Origin of the sequence: Salipiger sp. IMCC34102, assembly GCF_004145405.1 — a bacterium.
Taxonomy (GTDB): domain Bacteria; phylum Pseudomonadota; class Alphaproteobacteria; order Rhodobacterales; family Rhodobacteraceae; genus Loktanella.
This window is the reverse complement of sequence record NZ_SELQ01000004.1, coordinates 236,994-257,077: the sequence shown is the minus strand read 5'-3', so window position 1 is coordinate 257,077 and position 20,084 is coordinate 236,994. Positions and strand designations below refer to the sequence as shown.

General features: G+C 66.6%; 23 protein-coding genes. 11 read left to right on the top strand and 12 right to left on the bottom strand.

The genetic code is table 11. From position 1 onward, the window contains the following. The first annotated feature begins 41 nt into the window (after positions 1 to 41). The 4 genes from EU805_RS10820 (at position 42) to EU805_RS10805 (ending at position 3,767) form a co-directional block, all read left to right on the top strand. The gene (locus EU805_RS10820; RefSeq protein WP_129763990.1) at positions 42 to 722 is read left to right on the top strand and encodes a type 1 glutamine amidotransferase; all 681 of its coding nucleotides are present in this window, start codon (positions 42 to 44) and stop codon (positions 720 to 722) included. Continuing rightward, positions 719 to 2,071: a glutamine synthetase family protein gene (locus EU805_RS10815; RefSeq protein WP_129763989.1), complete on the top strand. Its 1,353-nt coding sequence runs from the start codon at positions 719 to 721 to the stop codon at positions 2,069 to 2,071. The genes EU805_RS10820 and EU805_RS10815 overlap by 4 nt, the downstream gene beginning before the upstream one ends. A gap of 82 nt (positions 2,072 to 2,153) precedes the next feature. Next, positions 2,154 to 3,455 (top strand): FAD-binding oxidoreductase, encoded by a 1,302-nt coding sequence (locus EU805_RS10810; protein ID WP_129763988.1) that lies wholly within the window; start codon positions 2,154 to 2,156, stop codon positions 3,453 to 3,455. 39 nt (positions 3,456 to 3,494) lie between these two features. After that, the gene (locus tag EU805_RS10805) at positions 3,495 to 3,767 is read left to right on the top strand and encodes a DksA/TraR family C4-type zinc finger protein (protein WP_129763987.1); all 273 of its coding nucleotides are present in this window, start codon (positions 3,495 to 3,497) and stop codon (positions 3,765 to 3,767) included. 21 nt (positions 3,768 to 3,788) lie between these two features. On the opposite strand, the gene phaR is transcribed toward EU805_RS10805, so the two are convergent. From phaR to EU805_RS10790, 3 genes are all read right to left on the bottom strand, one after another. After that, on the bottom strand, positions 3,789 to 4,334 hold the full coding sequence (gene phaR / locus EU805_RS10800; protein ID WP_129763986.1) for a polyhydroxyalkanoate synthesis repressor PhaR: 546 nt from the start codon (positions 4,332 to 4,334) through the stop codon (positions 3,789 to 3,791). Positions 4,335 to 4,465: 131 nt separating this feature from the next. Next, positions 4,466 to 4,948, bottom strand: a complete 483-nt coding sequence (locus tag EU805_RS10795; protein ID WP_129763985.1) for a phasin family protein — start codon at positions 4,946 to 4,948, stop codon at positions 4,466 to 4,468. A gap of 151 nt (positions 4,949 to 5,099) precedes the next feature. Beyond that, the gene (locus EU805_RS10790) at positions 5,100 to 6,911 is read right to left on the bottom strand and encodes an alpha/beta hydrolase (protein WP_129763984.1); all 1,812 of its coding nucleotides are present in this window, start codon (positions 6,909 to 6,911) and stop codon (positions 5,100 to 5,102) included. 58 nt (positions 6,912 to 6,969) lie between these two features. Here EU805_RS10790 and phaZ point away from each other — a divergent pair, with 58 nt between their 5' ends. Continuing rightward, positions 6,970 to 8,295 carry a polyhydroxyalkanoate depolymerase gene (gene phaZ, locus EU805_RS10785; protein ID WP_129763983.1) on the top strand — a complete coding sequence of 442 codons (1,326 nt, stop codon included), beginning with the start codon at positions 6,970 to 6,972 and terminating at the stop codon, positions 8,293 to 8,295. Positions 8,296 to 8,309: 14 nt separating this feature from the next. Here phaZ and EU805_RS10780 read toward each other — a convergent pair whose 3' ends face one another. Both EU805_RS10780 and EU805_RS10775 read right to left on the bottom strand, forming a co-directional pair. Then, positions 8,310 to 9,659 (bottom strand): MFS transporter, encoded by a 1,350-nt coding sequence (locus EU805_RS10780; protein ID WP_129763982.1) that lies wholly within the window; start codon positions 9,657 to 9,659, stop codon positions 8,310 to 8,312. Between the two features lie 44 nt (positions 9,660 to 9,703). After that, positions 9,704 to 10,453: an alpha/beta fold hydrolase gene (locus EU805_RS10775; protein ID WP_129763981.1), complete on the bottom strand. Its 750-nt coding sequence runs from the start codon at positions 10,451 to 10,453 to the stop codon at positions 9,704 to 9,706. A 148-nt stretch (positions 10,454 to 10,601) separates the two neighbouring features. Between EU805_RS10775 and thrS the strand changes: the two genes are divergently transcribed. Continuing rightward, positions 10,602 to 12,587 carry a threonine--tRNA ligase gene (gene thrS / locus EU805_RS10770; RefSeq protein ID WP_129763980.1) on the top strand — a complete coding sequence of 662 codons (1,986 nt, stop codon included), beginning with the start codon at positions 10,602 to 10,604 and terminating at the stop codon, positions 12,585 to 12,587. 73 nt (positions 12,588 to 12,660) lie between these two features. On the opposite strand, the gene EU805_RS10765 is transcribed toward thrS, so the two are convergent. Then, a complete protein-coding gene (locus tag EU805_RS10765; protein WP_129763979.1) occupies positions 12,661 to 12,987 on the bottom strand; it encodes an arsenate reductase family protein in 327 nt (108 codons plus the stop codon). Positions 12,988 to 13,120: 133 nt separating this feature from the next. Here EU805_RS10765 and EU805_RS10760 point away from each other — a divergent pair, with 133 nt between their 5' ends. Next, positions 13,121 to 13,327, top strand: coding sequence for a cold-shock protein (locus EU805_RS10760; RefSeq protein WP_129763978.1), 207 nt, complete (start codon positions 13,121 to 13,123; stop codon positions 13,325 to 13,327). Here the strand turns inward: EU805_RS10760 and EU805_RS10755 are convergent. Both EU805_RS10755 and EU805_RS10750 read right to left on the bottom strand, forming a co-directional pair. Further along, complete coding sequence (locus EU805_RS10755; RefSeq protein WP_129763977.1) at positions 13,315 to 13,806, bottom strand: dihydrofolate reductase; 492 nt, start codon at positions 13,804 to 13,806, stop codon at positions 13,315 to 13,317. The genes EU805_RS10760 and EU805_RS10755 overlap by 13 nt on opposite strands. Beyond that, the gene (locus EU805_RS10750; RefSeq protein WP_129763976.1) at positions 13,806 to 14,624 is read right to left on the bottom strand and encodes a thymidylate synthase; all 819 of its coding nucleotides are present in this window, start codon (positions 14,622 to 14,624) and stop codon (positions 13,806 to 13,808) included. The genes EU805_RS10755 and EU805_RS10750 overlap by 1 nt, the downstream gene beginning before the upstream one ends. A gap of 195 nt (positions 14,625 to 14,819) precedes the next feature. Here EU805_RS10750 and EU805_RS10745 point away from each other — a divergent pair, with 195 nt between their 5' ends. From EU805_RS10745 to EU805_RS10730, 4 genes are read left to right on the top strand one after another with little or no spacing between them, the layout of a single operon-like run. Then, a complete protein-coding gene (locus tag EU805_RS10745) occupies positions 14,820 to 15,815 on the top strand; it encodes a hypothetical protein (RefSeq protein WP_129763975.1) in 996 nt (331 codons plus the stop codon). Further along, positions 15,812 to 17,242 (top strand): M48 family metallopeptidase, encoded by a 1,431-nt coding sequence (locus EU805_RS10740; RefSeq protein WP_129763974.1) that lies wholly within the window; start codon positions 15,812 to 15,814, stop codon positions 17,240 to 17,242. Before EU805_RS10745 ends, EU805_RS10740 begins: the two co-directional genes overlap by 4 nt. Positions 17,243 to 17,302: 60 nt before the next feature. Continuing rightward, positions 17,303 to 17,731: a VOC family protein gene (locus EU805_RS10735; protein ID WP_129763973.1), complete on the top strand. Its 429-nt coding sequence runs from the start codon at positions 17,303 to 17,305 to the stop codon at positions 17,729 to 17,731. Continuing rightward, positions 17,731 to 18,426 (top strand): DUF1194 domain-containing protein, encoded by a 696-nt coding sequence (locus tag EU805_RS10730; protein WP_207208099.1) that lies wholly within the window; start codon positions 17,731 to 17,733, stop codon positions 18,424 to 18,426. The genes EU805_RS10735 and EU805_RS10730 overlap by 1 nt, the downstream gene beginning before the upstream one ends. Positions 18,427 to 18,455: 29 nt before the next feature. Here the strand turns inward: EU805_RS10730 and EU805_RS10725 are convergent, their stop codons facing one another. The 4 genes from EU805_RS10725 to EU805_RS10710 form a co-directional block, all read right to left on the bottom strand. Further along, on the bottom strand, positions 18,456 to 18,686 hold the full coding sequence (locus EU805_RS10725; protein WP_129763971.1) for a hypothetical protein: 231 nt from the start codon (positions 18,684 to 18,686) through the stop codon (positions 18,456 to 18,458). Between the two features lie 129 nt (positions 18,687 to 18,815). Next, the gene (locus tag EU805_RS10720; RefSeq protein ID WP_129763970.1) at positions 18,816 to 19,337 is read right to left on the bottom strand and encodes a MarR family winged helix-turn-helix transcriptional regulator; all 522 of its coding nucleotides are present in this window, start codon (positions 19,335 to 19,337) and stop codon (positions 18,816 to 18,818) included. A 57-nt stretch (positions 19,338 to 19,394) separates the two neighbouring features. After that, on the bottom strand, positions 19,395 to 19,682 hold the full coding sequence (locus EU805_RS10715) for a succinate dehydrogenase assembly factor 2 (RefSeq protein ID WP_242494124.1): 288 nt from the start codon (positions 19,680 to 19,682) through the stop codon (positions 19,395 to 19,397). Then, positions 19,679 to 20,068 carry a helix-turn-helix domain-containing protein gene (locus tag EU805_RS10710; protein ID WP_129763969.1) on the bottom strand — a complete coding sequence of 130 codons (390 nt, stop codon included), beginning with the start codon at positions 20,066 to 20,068 and terminating at the stop codon, positions 19,679 to 19,681. Before EU805_RS10710 ends, EU805_RS10715 begins: the two co-directional genes overlap by 4 nt. Between the last annotated feature and the right edge of the window lie 16 nt (positions 20,069 to 20,084).

The window sequence follows — 20,084 nt, the reverse complement described above, 5'->3', positions numbered from 1 at the left end:
ACAGCGCTGCTAGGGTCGGCCCATATTCCGAAAGGCACACAATGAAGATCGGCATTCTGCAAACCGGGCACGCGCCCGATGCGATGCGGCCCGCGACCGGCGACTACTCCGACCTGTTCAAGCAACTCCTGGACGGCCAGGGTCTGACCTTCGAGACCTTCGACGTCGTCGACATGGAGTTTCCCGAAGACATCCGCGCCTGCGACGGCTGGCTCGTCACCGGATCGAAGCATGGCGCCTACGAGGACCATCCCTTCATCCCCCCGCTGGAGACCTTCATCCGCGACGTCTATGCCGCGGGGATGCCGATGGTGGGGATCTGCTTCGGCCACCAGATCATCGCCCAGGCCCTGGGCGGCCGGGTCGAGAAATACGCGGGCGGCTGGGCCGTGGGTCGCCAAACCTACGACTGGCAGGGCCGGACCGTGGCGTTGAATGCCTGGCACCAGGACCAGGTGGTCAAAAAGCCCGAAGGGGCGACCGTCATCGCCAGCAACGATTTCTGCGCCAACGCGGCACTGGTCTACGGCGACCGGATCTTCACCGTTCAGGCGCACCCCGAGTTCGAGACGGATTTCACCCTGCAACTGGCCGACGTGCGCGGCGAGGGCGTGGTCCCCGACGAATTGATCGCGGGCGCCCGCACCGCCTCCGCCTACCCGATCGACAATGCCGCCGTCGCTGTGCAGATGGCCGATTTCCTGAAGGCGCGCGCGACATGAGCTGGATGGACCAGATCCCCGAGGCCGCGCGCCTCTACCTCGAAACGAACCGCCTCGACGAGGTCGAATGCGTCATCGCCGATTTGCCCGGCATCGCCCGCGGCAAGGCGGTGCCGGCGCTAAAATGGGAAAAGCAGGTGCATTTCCACCTGCCCAACAGCATCTTCTTCCAGACCATCACCGGTGAATGGGGCGAGGCCGCCGGGCCGGACGGGTTCCTCGAACCCGACATGATCCTCAAGCCCGACTACTCTACCGCGACCGCCGCCCCCTGGGCCGCCGACGGGACGCTGCAGGTGATCCACGATGCCTTCGACCAGAAGGGCCGCCCGGTGCCCTGCGCGCCGCGCAACGTGCTCAAGCGGGTCGTGGCGCTTTACGAGGCCGAAGGCTGGACGCCCGTCGTGGCACCCGAGATGGAATTCTACCTCGTCGGGCGCAACGTCGATCCGGCCAAGCCCATCGCGCCGATGATGGGCCGCACGGGGCGGCCCGCGGCGGGGCGTCAGGCCTATTCGATGACGGCCGTGGACGATTACGGCCCCGTGATCGACGACATCTACGAGTACGCCGAGATCCAGGGGATCGAGATCGACGGCATCACCCAGGAAGGCGGATCGGGCCAGCTGGAGATCAACCTGCGCCACGGCGATCCGGTGAAGCTGGCCGACGAGGTCTTCTACTTCAAGCGCCTGCTGCGCGAGGCGGCGCTGAAACACGATTGCTTCGCCACCTTCATGGCCAAGCCGATCGAGGGCGAGCCGGGCTCTGCGATGCATGTCCACCACTCGGTGCTCGACCGGGCGGGGCGCAACATCTTCACCGGCCCGCAAGGCGGCGAGACGGACGATTTCTTCCATTTCATCGGCGGCCTGCAGGAACACATGCCCAGCGTGATCGCCGTGATCGCGCCTTACGTGAACAGTTTCCGGCGCTACGTGCGCGACCACGCCGCACCGATCAACCTGGAATGGGGACGCGACAACCGCACCACGGGAATCCGGGTGCCGATCAGTCCCCCGGAGGCGCGGCGCGTGGAAAACCGCCTCGCCGGAATGGATTGCAACCCTTATCTGTGCATCGCGGCGAGCCTCGCCTGCGGCTATCTAGGCCTGAAGAACGAGATCTGGCCCGACAAGCGGTTCCGGGGGGATGCCTACACCTCCGAGGACGAGATCCCGCAGGGGATCTACGCCGCGCTGGAGCTGTTCGACAACGCGCCCGAGGTGCAGGCCGTGCTGGGCGAGGAATTCGCGCGGGTCTATTCGATCGTGAAACACGCCGAGTATTCGGAGTTCCTGCAGGTGATCTCTCCGTGGGAGCGGGAGCACCTGCTGCTGAACGTGTGAAACGGACGGTCTGGATGCTGCTCGGTTTTGCCTTCTGCCTCTTTGCCCTCGGCATGGCGGTAGCAACCACATTGGGGGTCCTATGAGTCCGCTTTACCGCAACGACGCGCCGGGGGAATTTCCCGACAGCTGGTACGCCGCGACCGTCGATCTGCCGCCGCAACGCGCCGAGCTGCGGGGCGAGGAACGTGCGGACGTGGCGATCGTGGGGGCAGGCTTCACCGGGCTGACCGCGGCGCTGCGGCTGGCGCAGGCGGGCCGGAAGGTCATCGTCCTGGAGGCGCACCGCGCGGGCTTCGGCGCCTCCGGGCGCAACGGGGGACAGGTGTCCTCGGGCTACAACTGGCAGCAGCAGGACCTCGCGGCGAAACTCGGCTTCGATGCCGCGCGCCTGTTGTGGGAGGCCTCCGAGCAGGCCAAGCAGGACCTGCGCGATACCGTGGCGGCCCATGCCCCCGAGGCGCGCTACACGCCGGGCGTGGCCTACGGGGTCTATTCCGACAAGGCCCGCGACAAGGTCCATGCCGAGGCCGACTACCTGGCGCGGACCTACGGCTACGAGACCGAGAAGCTGGACCGCCCCGCCTTCTACGACATCGTGCGCGCCAAGCACTACACCGGCGGCGTGCTGGACATGGGCGCCGGTCACGTGCATCCGCTGCGCTACGTGCTGGGCCTTGCGCGAGCGGCGGAAGCGGCGGGCGTGGTGATCCACGAAGGCACGGAGGTCCACAGGATCACCCATGGCACGCCCGTGAAGGTCCAGACCGGCCACGGGCATGTGCTGGCCGATCACGTGATCCTCGCGGGCAACGGCTACCTGCCGGGGATCGAGCCCAAGGTCGCGGCCAAGGTCATGCCCATCAATTCCTTCATCGGGGCGACGGAGCCTCTGGGCGACCGCGCGGACGAGGTGCTGCGGCGCGACATCGCGGTGGCGGACGAGAAGTTCGTGGTCAACTACTTCCGTCTGTCCGAAGATCGGCGGCTGCTCTTCGGCGGGCGCGAAAGCTATTCCATCGGCTATCCCAAGGACATCGAGACGGCGCTGAAGGCGCGGATGCTGTCGCTGTTCCCGCAGCTCGAGGGTGTGAAGATGGACCACGTCTGGGGCGGGACGCTGGGGATCACCATGAGCCGCCTGCCCGCGATCCAGCGGGTGGCGGACAACGTCTATTCGGCGGCCGGATACTCGGGCCACGGCGTGGCGCTGTCGGGCTTCGCGGGGCGCGTGATGGCGGAGGCCGTGATCGGCCAGACCGACCGGTTCGACGTGATGGAGACGCTGCCGGTGCCCAGCTTCCCCGGCGGGACGGCCTTCCGGGCACCGCTGCTGGCGCTGGCGATGACCTGGTACGGGCTACGCGACCGGCTTGGACTTTGAGGATTCGTGCCTAGATAAAGCCTTCAGACGGAGGATATCATGGCCGGTGGATGGACCCGCGACGGCGCGGTGAACGAACAGATCGAAGCCTCGATCAACGATGAGTTGGCGCGCCTGAAGGCGCGGCAGAAAGCGCGCGGCGAAAGCCGGACCCATTGCGTCGACTGCGACGAACCGATCCCCGAGCGCAGGCGAGAGGCGATCCCCGGGGTGACGCTTTGCGTCGAATGCCAGCAGGACCGCGACGGGCGCACGCGCTACACCAGCGCGGGCTTCAACCGGCGCGGCTCCAAGGACAGTCAGCTGAAGTAGCCCAAGGGCCGCGGTTTCGGCCTACTTATCCATCTTCGACAGCTTTTCCTGCATGGCGGCGAGCTGGGCCTTCATCTCGTCGAGGTCGTCGGCCTTCTGCTCTGTCCGGGGACCGGTGCTGCCGGGCGTCATCATGCCGCCGGTCATGGCCTTGAAGAAGGCCTCCTGCTGGGCGCGCATCGCTTCGAACCCCGGCATGCGGCCCATCGGGCTCATCGAGGTCATGTTCTCCATCGCCTTGCTTTGCCCGTCGCGCAGCATCTCGAAGCTGGCGGTCAGGAACTGCGGGACGACGCTGGCGGCCTGGCTGGTATAGCTACGCACGAGATCGGTCAGCAGGTCCACGCCCAGCACGGATTCGCCGCGGCTTTCATGCTCGGAGATGATTTGCAGCAGGTATTGCCGCGTCAGGTCGTCGCCCGATTTGAGATCGACGATCTGCACTTCACGCCCGTCGCGGATGAAACCCGCGATATCGTCGAGCGTCACGTAATCGCTGGTTTCGGTGTTGTAGAGCCTGCGGCTGGCGTAGCGCTTGATCAGGAGCGGCTTGTCTGTGCTGGCCATGAGCGAACCTCTCGAAGGGCTGATCATGGAATGCTATGCCGCATCTGCACAAAAAGAAAGCGTTTCGATGCCGCAACGCAAAAGGCGCGCCCCTTTCGGGAACGCGCCTTTCGTGGGGTGACAGGACCCGCTTACTTCGCGTTGGCGGACTTCTTGGCCGCGTCGGTCATCTGGTCGGTCGCCTTCTTGGCGTTCGCGGTCATGTCCTCGGAAGCCTTCTGCGCGACCTTCGTCATGTCCTCGGACATGTCCTTGCCGGCGGCCATCATCAGTTCCAGCGTCTGGGTCTGGACCTTCTTGGCGATCTCGGCGAAGGCGGCCATGTGCTCGGCAGCGGATTCAGCCGAGGACGTGGCGAAGTCGGACATCGACTTGGCGTAATCGGCGGGTTCGTCCTTGGCCTTGGTCATGTCCTGCATCTTCTTGAGCGTCTCGTCGGCCCACTTGGCGGAGAGCTGGGCGGATTCCTGGGCGGCGCTCAGCGACACGTTCGACAGCTTTTCGGCCAGCGAGGTCTGCGTCTTGTAGGCATCTTCCATCGCCTTGGTGTCGACGGGGAAGCTGTTCATCATGTCCTTGAAGACGGTCGAGAAGTCTTGGGTATTGGCAGCCATGATAGCGTCCTTTCAGATTGCGGGGCGCGGGAATGCGCCGTGTCTCGTTCTGACGCAAAGATACGTGCTGCAGTGCGGCATTTCAAGGTTTTTCTGCGGTGCAGCATCAAGTTTTTCTGCGACTGCGAAGTAGCGGATAAATCTCGACGTCTCAGTGCTTTAGCTTCACCTGTGCCGTCACGTAGCCGCCCGGTGCGGGGGCCAGCGGGGGATAATCGGCGGATCCCGGCTTACGTTGGGGCACCTTCTGTCCGGCGCGGGGCGACAGCCAGTCGGCCCAGAGCGGCCACCAGCTGCCCTCGCGCTTTTCGGCCGCCTCCAGCCAGTCCTCCGGCGGGGGGGCGAGGTCGGTGTTGGCCCAGTGACCGTATTTCTTCTTGTGCGGCGGGTTGACGATGCCCGCGATGTGACCCGAGCCCGACAGGATGAACGTCTTGTCGGAGGATCCCATCTTCTGCACGCCGCGGTAGCTGCTCTTCCAGGCGGCGATGTGATCGGTCTCGCAGGCGATGGCGCAAAGCGGCACCTCGACGTCCGAGATCCGCACGCGGTGGCCCGCCACGTCGAAGCCCTCGCCCGCGAAGCGGTCGTCCTGGCACAACCCGCGCAGGTAGTCGCAGGCCATCGGTCCGGGCAGGTTCGTGGCGTCGCCGTTCCAGTAGAGCAAATCGAAGGCGGGCGGTGCCTTGCCCATCATGTAGCTCTTGATCGCGGGGCCGTAGATCAGGTCGTTCGAGCGCAGGTAGCTGAACGTCCGGCTCATGTAGTAGCTGTCGAGCACGCCGTGGGCCTGCGCCTCCCGCGCGATGCCGTCGACGAAATCGTCCTCGAGGAAGACGCCCACCTCGCCCCGGTCGGAAAAATCCGTGAGCGTGGTGAAGAAGGTGGCGGAGTTCACGGGATCCAGCCCACGCTGTTTCAGGACCGCCAGGGTCAGCGCGAGGGTCGTCCCGCCGATGCAGTAGCCGATGGCGTTGACCTTCGGGACGGCGCAGATCTCCTGCACGGCCTGGATCGCGCGCAGATACCCCCGTTCGACATAGTCGGTCATGGTGGTGTCCGAATAGCCCGCGTCTGGATTGACCCAGGACACGACGAAGACCGTAAGCCCCTGCCCCACCGCCCACTTGATGAAGCTGTTCTCGGGCTTGAGGTCGAGGATGTAGAACTTGTTGATCCAGGGCGGGAAGATCAGCAGCGGCACCTCGTGCACTGTCTCGGTCGTGGGGGCGTACTGGATCAGCTCGAACATCTCGTTGCGAAAGACGACCTCGCCTTCGGTGGTGGCGATGTTGCCGCCCACCTCGAAGGCGTCCTTGTCGGCCAGCGTGACGACGAGATCGCCGTCGTTCGCCTCGAGGTCGCGGACGAGGTTCTCCAGGCCCTTCACGAGGCTTTCGCCTTCGGTTTCGACCGCGAGGCTCAGCGCCTCCGGATTGGTCGCGAGGAAGTTCGTCGGCGCGAAGAGGTTCACGATCTGATCGGAGAAATAGCGCAGCCGCTTCTTGTCCGAGGGGCTGAGGTCGGTGACGTCCTCGACCGCCTGGGCGATGGCCTCGGCGTTGTGCTGGTACTGACGCTTGACGTAGTTGAAATAGGGATGCGTGCGCCACAGCTCGTGGCTGAAGCGGCGGTCGTCGGGGCCGGTGTCCTCCGGCGCTTCGAGCCGGCCGGTCGCCAGCGCCTGCTGGGCTTCGATGAAATGGGTGACCGACTTCGACCAGTAGGACATCTGGTGCTCGATCAGCTTGGCGGGGTTGTTGATCATCTCCGACCAATAGGCACCGGCGGCCTTGAGGTAGAGGTCCTGGCTTGGACCTTCGAGGGCCGGGGTGGGCGCGCGGCCACGGTTCAGCGCCGAGACGAGACGCTGGGTCAAATCGTCCACGCGGGACAGATTCTGCTGCAGGGTCTCCAAGTTTTTACGGGTTGTTACGTCGTCCGTCAGATCGTTGGTTGTCATAAGCAGTCCCCCCAACTACTTTGCAGGTGCAGCATTCGCTGACCGAAGGAGTTTCGCCGTGAAGTATATGATGACCTACGACTTGATGGAAAGCGTGCGGAACACCAACCAGTGGCTCGGCGCCACGGCGCGGGCCTTCGCGTCCTACCCGGCCATGGCGATGACGGCGAACCCGGCGATGGACTGGCTGCGCGCCTGGGGCGAGGTCACCGAACGCACCTTCGAGCGGATGGTCGCCAAGCCCGACTGGGATATCCCCGTGCAGACCGCGGAGGACGGCACCGACCTGATCGTCAGCGTCGAGAAAGTGCTCGAACGGCCCTTTGCCGACCTCATCCATTTCAACGTGGGCAACCGCGAACCCAAGCCGCGCCGCGTGCTGCTGATCGCGCCGATGTCGGGCCATTACGCGACGCTGGTGCGCAAGACCGTGGTCAGCCTGCTGCCCGACTGCGAGGTCTACGTGACCGACTGGCACAACGCGCGCGATATCCCGGTCAGCGCCGGCAAGTTCGATATCGAGGATTCGACGCTCTACCTCGTCGATTTCATGAAGGAGCTGGGGGCCGATCTGCACGTGATCGCGGTCTGCCAGCCCGCGCCGCTGACGCTGGCCGCCGTGGCCTACCTGGCCGAGGAGGACCCCAGCGCGCAGCCGCGGTCCATGACGCTGATCGGCGGGCCGATCGATCCCGACGCCAACCCGACCGAGGTCACGGATTTCGGCCATTCGGTCACCATGGGCCAGCTCGAACAGACGATGATCCAGCGGGTCGGCTTCAAGTACGCGGGCGTCGGACGCCGGGTCTATCCGGGGCTTTTGCAGCTGGCGTCCTTCATCTCGATGAACGGGCAGACCCATGCCAATGCCTTCCGCGACCAGATCATCGCCGTGGCCAAGGGCGAGGCGTCGGATCACGACAAGCACAACGAGTTCTACGACGAATACCTGGCCGTCATGGACATGCCGGCGGAATTCTACCTTTCGACGGTGGAGCGGATCTTCAAGAACCGCGACATCGCGCGCAACGATTTCCACGTCGCGGGCCGCAAGGTCGACATCGGCAAGATCACGACCGTGGCGGTGAAGATCGTCGAGGGGGAGAAGGACGACATCTCGGCGCCCGGCCAGTGCATCGCGGCGCTCGATCTGATGACCGGCCTGCCGGAGGACAAGAAGGCGGCCCACCTCGAACCGGGCGCGGGTCACTACGGGATCTTCGCGGGCGGCAAGTGGCGCAAGAACATCCGGCCCCTGGTGCTGGACTTCATCGACGCGAACTCTGACGCGCCCGACAAGAAACGGGCGGGGGCCGCGAAGGCGGGCGCGAAGCAGGCCGCGAACGACGACGCGCCCGTGGAGAAGGGCCCCCTTCCCGTCTGAGGGGCGGGGCGGCCTCAGCGGTGCGCGGGAAGCGCCCGTACCCGCGGGCGGTAGATTACCCAGACCGCAGCGATGCCGGCGGCGAAGATCGCGGCGGGCACCAGCGTCAGCGCGGTGCGCAGGGTGGACAGGGCCAGTTCCGTTTGCGGGATGACACCGCTGCTTGACGCGCGCCACCCCGCGGCGCCGAGGATCAGGCCGAGCGCCAGCGGCGCCAGCGCGTTGCCGACCTTCTGCCCGAAGAGCCAGACGGCGGAGAAGGCGCCCTCGATCGCGGCACCGGTCCGGTGCCGGGTCAGGTCCATGAGGTCGGGATACATCGCCCAGGGGATCTGCTGGTAGGCGCCGTTGGTCATGCCCGCCAGCAGGAACAGCCCGGCGAGCGGCCCCAGCGTCGGCGCGGGCAGCACCATGCGAATGCCCAGCAGCAAGGCGATGTAGAGGCCCATGCCCACCACGAGCGCGCTGGTCTTGCCGATCCGCGCCGACAGCCAGACCCAGAGCGGTTGCGAGACGATCGACCCCACCACGAAGAGCGCGAAGAGCGTCGAGAAGACGCCCAGCGCCCCCGCCAGCCCCGACACCGGGCTGCCGCCATCGTCGGCCACGAGGTAGAGGGCGGCCAGTTGCAGCCCCGCCGCGATCAGGGCGACGCCGAAGGTCAGCAGCCCGTAGAGCACCGTCAGCACGGCGAAGGCGCGGTTGGACAGGACCAGCCGAAGCACCGCGCGGAAGCTTTCGGTGGCGGGACGGGCGATGATCGGCGCGCGGCGGGTGGCCACGAGCATCCCCCAGATCGAAAGGATCACCACCGGCGCCACCAGCAGCGCCGCACGGGCGTAGCCTTCGCGCGTGCTGCCGGCGATCGCCGGGACCAGCGCCCCCGCCGTCAGCAACCCTGCGGAGGCGAAGGCCATGCGAAAGGCCGTCATGGTCGAGCGCTCGCGCGGATCCTGCGTCATCTCTCCGGCCATGGCGCCGTAGGGAATCGTAACACAGGTGAAGCCGAGGGAAGCCAGCGCGAAGAAGACGGTGACCCAGGCCGCGTTGGCCCGCCAGCCCCAGCCTTGCGGGACGGCGAACATCAGCGCGATCCCTGCCGCGAGGACGACCGCGCCGCAGGCGATCCAGGGCGCGCGCCTGCCCCAGCGGGAGGTGCTGCGATCCGACAGGTATCCCACGATCGGATCGGTCACCACGTCGAAGCCCAGCACCGCGAAGGTGACCCAGCCCGCGGCCCCGGGCGGCACGCCGAGGTAGGTCGTGAGGTAGGTGAAGACCAGCAGTTGCTTGACCACGACGAAGACGTTCACGCCCGCGTCGGCCAGCCCCCAGCCCGCCTTCTGTCCGAAGCTCAATGCCATGTGCGCCCCCCTGCCCCGAGGCTAGACCGACAGGCGCGGCCCGCCTAGCCCTGCCCGGCCTCGAGGACCTGCGCGATCGCGGTCTCGATCGTCGCGAGGCAGGTCGGATCGGAGAACCGGTGGTCCGCGCCCTTCACCAGCGTCAGGCGGATGTCGGGGCCGCTTGCGTGGTCAAGCAGGCGCAGGGCGACCGACATATCGACGTCGCGATCGGCGGTGCCCTGCAGGAACCGGGTCGGCATCGGCAGATCGAGCGGGGCGCGCAGGACGAGGTTCTCGCGTCCGTTCTCGATCAGGCGACGGGTGATGACGTAAGGCGCGCCGTAGTCCGATGGCAGCGCGATATGGCCCACCGTCTCGAGCGCATGGCGCTGGTCGGCGGTGGCGTTGGCCCACATGCTGTCCTCGGTGAAATCGGGGGCGGCCGCGATGGTCACGAGGCCCGCGACGCGGGCAGGGTCGGCGCGGGTCAGCAAAAGCGAGATCCAGCCCCCCATCGAGGAGCCGACGAGGACCACCGGTCCAGGCACCAGCGACAGGATCGACGCCGCATCCTCGGCCCAGTCACCGATGGCGCCCTCCTCGAAATCGCCGGAGCTTTCGCCGTGGCCCGAATAGTCGAACCGCAGGAAGGCGCGGCCCTGCGCGCGGGCCCAACCTTCGAGGTGGACCGCCTTGGTGCCCGCCATGTCGGACTTGAACCCGCCCAGGAAGACGATCGTCGGGCCGGTGCCTTCGTTCAGGTGATAGGCCAGGGTCCGGCCCTGGTCGGTGGTCATGGTCTGGTGGGTCATGGAAGGCTCCGTTTAAGGGACACGACACCACGCCCGCCCGGGACCTGCAAGGCCGCCTTGACACCCCTGCCCGCCCCGGCCATTCAGGCGCGACATTATCCCGCAACCGGGCGCACTCGTGGGCGCCAAACAGACGAGGAGCCGCATCATGGCCCAGATCACCCTTACCCTTCCCGACGGCAATCAGCGCAATTTCGAGGCCGGTGTCACCGGCCTGGAGGTCGCGCAGGACATCTCGACCTCGCTCGCCAAGAAGGCGATCAGCGCGACGGTGGACGGGCGGCACTATGACCTGGCCTGGCCGATCGAGGCGGATACCGACATCGCGATCCACACGATGAAGGACCCCGAGCAGGCGCTGGAACTGGTGCGCCACGACCTGGCCCATATCATGGCCCGCGCCGTGCAGGAAATCTGGCCCGAGACGCAGGTCACCATCGGGCCGGTGATCAAGGACGGCTGGTACTACGACTTCGACCGGGCGGAGCCCTTCACGCCGGACGATCTTGCCACCATCGAGGCGAAGATGAAGCAGATCATCAACGCCCGCGAGCCGGTCCGCACCGAGGTCTGGGACCGCGACCGCGCGATCCAGCACTACAAGGACCGCGGCGAGCCCTACAAGGTCGAGTTGATCGAAAGCATTCCGGGCGACGAGCCCTTGCGAATGTACTGGCACGGCGATTGGCAGGACCTCTGCCGGGGGCCGCATCTGCAGCACACCGGCCAGGTGCCGGGGGATTCCTGGCGGCTGATGTCCATCGCAGGCGCCTACTGGCGGGGCGACAGCAAGCGCGCGCAGTTGCAGCGCATCTACGGCGTGGCCTTCACCAACAAGGAGGACCTGCGCGCGCATCTCAACATGCTCGAAGAGGCCGCCAAGCGCGACCACCGCAAGCTGGGCCGCGAGATGGACCTGTTTCACATGCAGGAGGAAGCGCCGGGCCAGGTCTTCTGGCATCCCAACGGCTGGACGATCTACACCGAGTTGCAGGACTACATGCGCCGCAAGCAGCGCGCGGGCGGCTACCGCGAGATCAACACGCCGCAGGTGGTGGACCGCAAGCTGTGGGAGGCCTCCGGCCACTGGGACAAGTACCAGCACCACATGTTCATCGTCGAGGTGGACGAAAGCCGCGACGGCGAGGATGACGGCGCGGGCGTGCGCAACAAGGAACAGACTCGGATCAATGCGCTCAAACCCATGAACTGCCCCTGCCACGTGCAGGTCTACAACCAGGGGCTAAAGTCCTACCGCGACCTGCCCTTGCGACTGGCGGAGTTCGGGTCCTGCGCGCGGTTCGAGCCCTCGGGCGCGCTGCACGGGATCATGCGGGTGCGCGGCTTCACGCAGGACGACGCGCATATCTTCTGCACCGAAGCGCAGATCGAGGAGGAATGCGCGCGCTTCATCGAGTTCCTGGCGGATGTCTACACCGACCTCGGCTTTCCGACCTTCGAGATCAAGTTCGCCACGCGTCCCGAGAAGCGCGTCGGGACCGAGGAAAGCTGGGACTACGTGGAAAACGCCCTCGAAGAGGCGATCCGCAAGACCGGGCGCACCTACACGCTGGAGCCGGGCGACGGTGCCTTCTACGGGCCGAAGCTGGACTTCTACCTGACCGATGCGCTGGGCCGGGTCTGGCAATGCGGCACCTTCCAGGTGGACCCCAACCTGCCCGAGCGGCTGGACGCCAGCTACATCGGCCAGGACGGCGAGAAGCACCGGCCCTACATGCTGCACCGCGCGACGCTGGGCAGCTTCGAGCGGTTCATCGGCATCCTGATCGAGGATCACGCGGGCAAGCTGCCGTTCTGGCTGGCCCCGCGACAGGTGGTCGTCTCGACCATCGTTTCGGACGCGGACGATTACGCCCACGAGCTGGTCGCGGCCCTGCGCGCGGCGGGCGTGCGGGCGGAAGCGGACGTGCGCAACGAGAAGATCAACTACAAGGTCCGCGAGCACTCGGTCGGCAAGGTGCCGGTGATCCTGGCGCTGGGCGCGCGCGAGGTCGAGGAGCGGACCGCGACCGTGCGGCGGCTGGGCGAGAAGCAGACGGACGTGATGGGCTTCGACGAGATCGTCGAGAGCCTGCGCGCGGACGCCGTGCCGCCGGACCTGCGCAAGGGCTGAGACGTGGGAGGGGGGCTCTGCCCCCCGGCCTGCGGCCTCCCCCCGGGATATTTCCGGCCAGAAGAAGGCTGGATCAGTCGAGGTATTCGGACTGGGTCGCTGTCGACCAGCCGACGGTCCAGGTGCCGTCACGCTTGATGGCGGGGCGCTTGAGCAAGGTCGGATGGGCCGCGATGAGATCGGTCGTGCGGCCCGTGCGGGCGGTCTCGGGCAGTTGGCGCCAGGTGGTCGAGGCGCGGTTGAGGGCGGCCTCCCCCAGTTGGGACGAAAGTGCTTCAAGATCGTCCGGGGCAATGCCCTCCTGGCGGATATCGCGGACCTCGGGGTCGTGTCCGGCTGCGCGCAGCGCTTTCAGCGCCTTGCGGCAGGTGTCGCAATTTTTCAGGGCATAAACGCGCATGGCGACTCCATGAAATTGATCTAGCTTAGGATTGTGCGCATTTGCGGCGAAAGGTCGCTTGCAAAGCGGGTGGGGACGCTAGGCTTCATCGGGCAGCGCCCTCTTTGGGTCAAGATGCTTTGGAGACGACGATATGCCAACTGGCAAAGTGAAATGGTTCAACACGACCAAGGGGTTCGGTTTCATCGCCCCCGACGAGGGCGGCTCCGACGTCTTCGTGCACATCTCGGCGGTGGAACGGGCCGGGATGACGGGTCTCGCCGACGAGCAGCCCATCGGCTACGAGCTGATCGAAGGCCGTGACGGGCGCAAGATGGCGGGCGATCTCTACAAGCCCTGAGGCCGGGCGGAGAGGTATTCGCACAAGGTGCAGGCCGGCGCCGCCGACCGGATCGGTCGGCGCGAGACCTCGACCCAGTCGCGGTCGTCCAGGGCTGGGAAGAACGTGTCGGCGTCCGGCACCTGCAGGACCACCTGGGTGATGAGCAGGCGGTGGGCCAACGGCACGAGCGCGCGGTAGATACCGGCACCGCCGATGCCGTAGATCCGGGTGTAGCCGGCCGCCGTGGCCGCCGCGATGGCCGCGACGGGATCGGGATGGACGTGCTCCGCAAGCGACGTGTCGCGCGAGACGACGATGTTCAGCCGGTTCTTCAGCGGCTTGACCGGCAGGCTCTCCCAGGTGTGGCGTCCCATGACGAGCGCGCCGCCGGTGGTTTCGCGCTGGAACATGGCCAGATCCTCTGGCGCGTGCCAGGGGATATCCCCGTCCCGCCCGATGGCGCCATCCGCCGCGCGGGCGACGATCAGCGTCAGCATCAGACCGCCACCGGCGCGCGGATGCCCGGCGCGGGATCGTAGCCGTCGAAGGCGAAATCCTCGTAGCGGAAGTCGAAGATCGAGGAGACATCCCGCGTGATCCGCAGGCGCGGCAACGGCCGGGGGTCGCGGGCAAGCTGGGTGTCGACCTGCTCGAGATGGTTCAGGTAGATATGCGCATCCCCCATCGTGTGGATGAAATCGCCCGGCGCGTAGCCCGTCACATGCGCCAGCATATGTGCCAGCAGCGCGTAGGAGGCGATGTTGAACGGCACGCCCAAAAACATGTCGGCGGACCGCTGGTAGAGTTGCAGATGCAGTTTGCCGCCCGCGATGCGCACCTGCCAGAGCGTGTGGCAGGGCGGCAGGGCCATGGCGTCGACCTCCGCCGGGTTCCAGGCCGAGACGATGAGGCGCCGGCTGTCCGGGGTGGTCCGGATCGCCTCGACCAGCCGGGCGATCTGGTCGACCTCGCCCAGGAGGACGGTCCCGTCGTCGGCCCGCCGCGGATCGGGGAAGTGACGCCACTGGTGGCCGTAGACGGGGCCGAGGTCGCCGTTCTCGTCCGCCCATTCGTTCCAGATCGAGACGCCGTTGTCCTGCAGGTAGCGCACGTTGGTGTCGCCCGAGAGGAACCACAAAAGCTCGTGCACGATCGACTTGAGGTGCAGCTTCTTCGTCGTGACGAGCGGGAAGCCGTCGGTCAGGGGGTAGCGGCTTTGCAGACCGAAGTGGCTGATGGTGCCGGTACCGGTCCGGTCGGTCGACCGCAGACCGGTGTCGCGCACCAGGCGCAGGGCATCGAGATATTGGCGCACGGGGGACCTCCGGGTCGGGCGCGCGGGGCGCGGCGTTCGCGCCCAAGACGCCTCCGCGGGCGCGCGAAGTCAACCGTCGTTGTAAATAGGCACGCCCGGCACGGGATCTTTGCCGCCCGGCGCGCGGGAGAATTGACTTGGGCCCGGGCGGTTGCGGATACTGCGGGGCAACAAGAACCGGGCAGGCCCATGACGATGATCCGCATATTGACCACCGCCGCGCTATTGGCGAGCCTGACCGCCTGCGGCGACGGCCAGCCCATCATCGACGATCCCGAGGCACAGGGCCCGGACGCGGACCTGGACCTGCCGCCGGGCAGCGAGGCCGACGAGGTCAGCGCGAATTCGGACATCTTCCGGTTCGAGCCCCGTGACGATGAAGGCGGCGGGCTGGTCACCGACGTGTCCTACAACGCGGACAACGACACCTTCCGCGTCGACAACCTGGGCTTCGACGGGCCCAACGTCTATCGCCGCAAGGATGGCGACCTGGCCACCCTGGGCGGGGCACGGGTCTACCAGGCCCAGGCACGTACCCCCGATTTCCTGACGGGCGATCCGGTCGAACAGCTGACCCCCTACATCGCGCTCTATCGCGAAGGCGGGGGCCTGGTCGACGGCGAACCGCAGGTCAGCTTTGCCATCGTGCGCTCCGGCGGGTTTTCGAATTTCGGCGCCGGCGGCTATGTCTACGAACGCAACGGCGGTGTCGTCCTGCCCGATAGCGGACAGGCGACGTTCTCCGGTCCTTACGCCGGTTTGCGCATTTTCAGTCCGGGCCGGGCGGGGCTGGAATACGTCAGGGGCAACATGACCCTCGACATCGACTTCGAGGATTTCAACGCGAACGACGCGGTGAAGGGCCGTGTCACGGACCGTCGTTACTTCGACAAGAACGGCGACCGGGTTCGGGTCTTCGAGAACGGACCACCCGACCTGACCATCACCATCCAGGAAGGCATTCCATCGCTCAATGCCGACGGAGAGATCAACGTGCCGGTCGTCAACTACATCTTCCGGGAGGGGGAACGCGAGGTCTTCGAGGAAGGCACCTTCACGGGCATCATCGCGGGCGACACGACCCAGCGGCCCGGCGGCCGCGTCGTCGGCGTGGTCACGGTGACGGCGGAAGACCCGCGCGAGGAAGGGTCCACCATGAAGGAAACCGGCGGCGTGATCCTGACCCGATGAGCACCGCGTTACGTCGACTGACGCGCGCTATCGCCGTCGTGACCGCGCTTGGGACCTTTTCCACGGGACCTGCGCAGGCGCAGGACCTCACGCTGGAGGAGACCCGCGCGCTGGGCGCCGAGCTAATCGCCGCGGGCGCGCTGGAAGACGCCCGGCGGATCGTGGAGGCGCTGCTGATCCGCGACCCCGAGGACCCGGTGGCGTTGATCCTCGCCGCGCGGATCACCTTGGCCGAGGGCGACCTGCCCCAGACGGCGGAACTGGCCGGGCGGGCCTTTGCCGCGGCCGAGGATCCCGAAATCCGCTTCGTCGCGGCCCGGACCGCGGCGCGTGCCACCTTCGAGCTGGGCCGCTACACCCGGTCACAGGTCTGGCTGCGCCGCGCGCGCCAACTGGCCCCGGACGATGTCGAGGCCGAGGCTGTCGCCGAGGATTTCCGCGTGGTGCGGCAGTTGAACCCGCTTTCGCTGGATCTGCGGTTCGGGGTGCGGCCCTCGTCCAACATCAACAACGGATCGCAATCGGAGACCTCCTTCCTGCTGGGCCTGCCGTTCGAGCTGACGTTGTCGCGCGATGCGCAGGCGCTCTCGGGCCTCGCGTTCGAATTGGGCGGCACCGCCCGCTACCGCCTGTCGCAAAGCGAGGTCGCGACCACCTTCGCGGATGTCTCGCTGGATACCACGACCTATACCCTGTCGTCGGGCGCCCGCGACGACCTGGAGGAGGCCGCACGCGCGCAGGAGGCGAGAGGCGATTTCGACTCCGCCGCCGGTTTGCGCGATATTGACGGGTCGGATTACGCCTTCGTGCAACTGTCCTTCGGCCTGCGCCACCGCCGGATCCTGCGGGAGGGGCTTGCGCCGACCAGTTTCAACGCCCGGATCGGGCAGACTTGGTACGGCGGCAGTCCCTACACGCAGTTTCTTGATACCAGCGTCGGACAGTCGGTGCAGGTCGACGACCGGTCGCTGTTGCGCGTGTTCGCGGGTGCGCAGAAGACCTTTGCGGAGGATGATTTCGACGACGCGTTCAGTTTCCGCCTTGGCGGATCAGTCGACCGGGTCCTGCAGGGGGGCAATCTGCTCTCTTTGGGGTTGAGCGGACGGGTCAGCCGGTCGGACAGCCCCGAGCGGGAGTACGACTCCGTCACGGCCGGGGTCGACTACCTGCTGGACGCGCCGGTCTTGGGTCTGGGTCTGGCCTTCGGCGCATCGGTCGAGCGGCGCGACTTCACGTTCTCGTCGCTGACGGGAGGTCCCCGGACCGACGACACGCTGACCCTGACGGCGGAGGCCGAGATCGGGCAGGTCGAATACTACGGGTTCCGTCCCGTGGCCCAACTGGAAGCAAGCCGCACCCGGTCGGACATCGCGCTCTTCGATCGCGACTATATCAGCCTGGGCTTCGATCTGCGCTCCGCGTTCTGACCTTGGCCCCCGCCCGTCCCACGCTAGGTCGAGGGCGGACATATCAAGGAGGAACGGCGCATGCCCACCAAGTATCTGCACACGATGGTCCGCGTGAAGGATCTGGAGAAATCCATGGCCTTCTACGAACTGCTCGGCCTGCGCGAGATTCGCCGCAACGACGTCGAGGAAGGGCGGTTCTCGCTGATCTTCATGGCCGCCGAAGGCGACGAGGATTGCCCCGTCGAGCTGACGCACAACTGGGATGGCGACGACGCCCTGCCCGACGACAGCCGCCACTTCGGCCACCTGGCCTACAGCGTGCCCAACATCTACGAGATGTGCCAGCACCTGCAGGACAACGGCGTGACGATCAACCGCCCGCCCCGCGACGGTCGGATGGCCTTCGTGCGGTCGCCGGACAACATCTCGGTCGAGCTCTTGCAGGAAGGCGACGCGCTGCCCGCTCAGGAACCCTGGGCCAGCATGGAAAACACCGGAAGCTGGTGATGCGCTGGGGCTGGCTTGCAGGGCTGGCCCCCCTGGCCACCCCGGCGGAGGCCTGTCGCCTGGCGCTGGTCCTGGCCTTGGACGTGTCCTCTTCGGTGGATGCGCAGGAGGACGCGCTGCAGCGGCAGGGCCTTGCGGCGGCGCTGGTGGCAGAGGACGTGGCCGCGGCCTTCTTCGCCAGCCCCGACCCCGTCGCCGTGACGATCTTCGAATGGTCCGGGCGCTGGAACCAGGTGAGCCTGGCGCCCTGGACCGTCATCGAAGGGCCTGACGATCTGGCGGATCTGTCTGCCCGCGTGGCAGGCAGCCTGCGCAGCCGCGACGACTTGCCGACCGCCCTGGGCTATGCGCTGGGTCACGCGGCGGGCCTGTTGCAAAGCGGACCTTCCTGCCTGTTCTCGACCATCGACGTGGCGGGCGACGGGGTCAGCAACGAAGGCTTCGGCCCGGCGGAAGCCTATGCCGCCTTTCCCTTCGAGGGCGTGACGGTCAACGGCCTCGTGGTCAACGCCGCCGATTTCGAAGGAGAGGTCGACCTGATCCCCTTCTTCCGCGAGGAAGTGATCCGCGGTCCCGGGGCGTTCATCGAGGTTGCGAACAGCTTCGAGGATTACGAGGCGGCGATGCGGCGCAAGCTGATCCGCGAGCTGGGCACGCAGATGCTGGGCGGAGGGACGCGTGGGAACGCGGGCTGAGCGTCCATCCATCGCCCGGGGTGCCGGATTTACGCGGCGACGGTCTGACCGATGCGCGGGCCGCGCGGACCCTCCCCCCCGTCCGCGACACCCGAAGGAGTCTCTGCCCGGTCGCGGGGTTCGGTCGTCGACCGCTCGCCCAATTCATCGCGAAGCGTCTTCGCGACAAGCTCGAAGGCTTCCGCCAGGCCGGGGAAATTCAGCGCGCGGGCCTGTATCGCCGCGGCTTCCACGTAGCTTAATTCATCCTTGAGTTTCATGGTCGTTGCTCCGTTACCTGCTCGATCCGCCGCATTCGTTTGGGGGTCAGGTCCCCGCGATGCGGTTGATTTGACAATGCGGCGCGCTGGTAAACGAAGGGTAAATGGCGTCGAAGCAAGACCGCCGATTCAGTAGATGTAACGGATTTGTTCCGTCCAGTAGCGTTCCATCCGGCGCAGGGACGCATTGATGTCCTCGATCCCGGATTGGTCCATCACGCCGCGCGTCAGCAGACGATCGGAATGGGTGGAGAAGAGTTCCGCCACGATGTCGTGGATGTTGCGCCCTTTCGCGGTCAGGCGGACCCGGACCGACCGCCTGTCGATCTCGGATCGCTGGTGGTGCATGTAGCCGCTTTCGACCAGCTTCTTGAGATTGTAGCTGACGTTCGACCCCTGGTAGTAGCCGCGGGACTTCAACTCGCCGGCGGTCACTTCGTTGTCGCCCACGTTGAACAGAAGGAGCGCCTGGACGGCGTTGATCTCGAGGATGCCGATCCGTTCGAATTCATCCTTGATGACGTCGGCCAGAAGCCGGTGCAGACGTTCCACCAGGGTCAGGCTGTCGAGGAAACTGTCCATGAAGGCCGCCGAGGCCGGCGCCTTCAACGGCGCGGGCGTGGGCGCGCCGATCTTGCGGTGCAGGGTCATTGCGGTGCTCCATCCATGCGAACGGGTGCACATTGCGCGCAATTGTCAAAATTTCCGTTAAACCCCGCGCGGTGACGTAAGCCCCACCGCCAGCTTGGAAATCTGCCCGACGAGCGGCGCGAATTCGGCGGGCGGGACGTCCTGGCCCGACACCCACCGGTAGATGTCCAGATCGCTTTGGTCGAGCATCGCCTCGTAGGTGGCCAGTTCGGCGGCCGTCATCCGGGGCAGCTGCGCCTCGGCGAAGGCGGAGAGGATCAGGTCCATCTCCTTGATGCCGCGCCGCATGGAGCGCATGCGCAAGCGGCGGCGGGCCACCTCCACGGGATCGGCGGGATCGCTCACTCGGATTGTCCCAGCACAGAGCGCAGACGCCGTTCGATCCGTTCGAGCGTTTCGGTATCGCGGGCCATCGACAGGCGCAGGTCGCGCAGCTCTCGCACCAGGTCGGCGGCTTCGGGGGGCACGCCGGTGCTGTCGGTGGGGGCGGCGACGCCAACACCTTCGCCGGTCAGAAGCCACCGCAGGGACACGCCCAGCATGCCCGACATGGTGGCCAGGCGGTTGGCCCGCGGCTCCTTGAGGTCCTCTTCCCAGCTGCGCAGGGTGGCGGTCTTCACGCCGAGCCTGCGGGCGAGGTCGTCCTGGCTCAGCTCGGCGCCCTCGCGCGCGGCGGTCAGGCGATCACCGAAGGTCGCCGCTTCGTCGCTGTACCACTGGTCGTCGTCCATCAGCCTGTCTCCTTGG

Bases quoted from the DNA above. Each gene is read 5' to 3' on its own strand.
- EU805_RS10820 (WP_129763990.1), top strand. From the start codon at position 42: ATGAAGATCGGCATTCTGCAAACCGGGCACGCGCCCGATGCGATGCGG.
- EU805_RS10815 (WP_129763989.1), top strand. From the start codon at position 719: ATGAGCTGGATGGACCAGATCCCCGAGGCCGCGCGCCTCTACCTCGAA.
- EU805_RS10810 (WP_129763988.1), top strand. From the start codon at position 2,154: ATGAGTCCGCTTTACCGCAACGACGCGCCGGGGGAATTTCCCGACAGC.
- EU805_RS10805 (WP_129763987.1), top strand. From the start codon at position 3,495: ATGGCCGGTGGATGGACCCGCGACGGCGCGGTGAACGAACAGATCGAA.
- phaR (WP_129763986.1), bottom strand. From the start codon at position 4,334: ATGGCCAGCACAGACAAGCCGCTCCTGATCAAGCGCTACGCCAGCCGC.
- EU805_RS10795 (WP_129763985.1), bottom strand. From the start codon at position 4,948: ATGGCTGCCAATACCCAAGACTTCTCGACCGTCTTCAAGGACATGATG.
- EU805_RS10790 (WP_129763984.1), bottom strand. From the start codon at position 6,911: ATGACAACCAACGATCTGACGGACGACGTAACAACCCGTAAAAACTTG.
- EU805_RS10780 (WP_129763982.1), bottom strand. From the start codon at position 9,659: ATGGCATTGAGCTTCGGACAGAAGGCGGGCTGGGGGCTGGCCGACGCG.
- EU805_RS10775 (WP_129763981.1), bottom strand. From the start codon at position 10,453: ATGACCCACCAGACCATGACCACCGACCAGGGCCGGACCCTGGCCTAT.
- thrS (WP_129763980.1), top strand. From the start codon at position 10,602: ATGGCCCAGATCACCCTTACCCTTCCCGACGGCAATCAGCGCAATTTC.
- EU805_RS10765 (WP_129763979.1), bottom strand. From the start codon at position 12,987: ATGCGCGTTTATGCCCTGAAAAATTGCGACACCTGCCGCAAGGCGCTG.
- EU805_RS10760 (WP_129763978.1), top strand. From the start codon at position 13,121: ATGCCAACTGGCAAAGTGAAATGGTTCAACACGACCAAGGGGTTCGGT.
- EU805_RS10755 (WP_129763977.1), bottom strand. From the start codon at position 13,806: ATGCTGACGCTGATCGTCGCCCGCGCGGCGGATGGCGCCATCGGGCGG.
- EU805_RS10745 (WP_129763975.1), top strand. From the start codon at position 14,820: ATGATCCGCATATTGACCACCGCCGCGCTATTGGCGAGCCTGACCGCC.
- EU805_RS10740 (WP_129763974.1), top strand. From the start codon at position 15,812: ATGAGCACCGCGTTACGTCGACTGACGCGCGCTATCGCCGTCGTGACC.
- EU805_RS10735 (WP_129763973.1), top strand. From the start codon at position 17,303: ATGCCCACCAAGTATCTGCACACGATGGTCCGCGTGAAGGATCTGGAG.
- EU805_RS10730 (WP_207208099.1), top strand. From the start codon at position 17,731: ATGCGCTGGGGCTGGCTTGCAGGGCTGGCCCCCCTGGCCACCCCGGCG.
- EU805_RS10725 (WP_129763971.1), bottom strand. From the start codon at position 18,686: ATGAAACTCAAGGATGAATTAAGCTACGTGGAAGCCGCGGCGATACAG.
- EU805_RS10720 (WP_129763970.1), bottom strand. From the start codon at position 19,337: ATGACCCTGCACCGCAAGATCGGCGCGCCCACGCCCGCGCCGTTGAAG.
- EU805_RS10710 (WP_129763969.1), bottom strand. From the start codon at position 20,068: ATGGACGACGACCAGTGGTACAGCGACGAAGCGGCGACCTTCGGTGAT.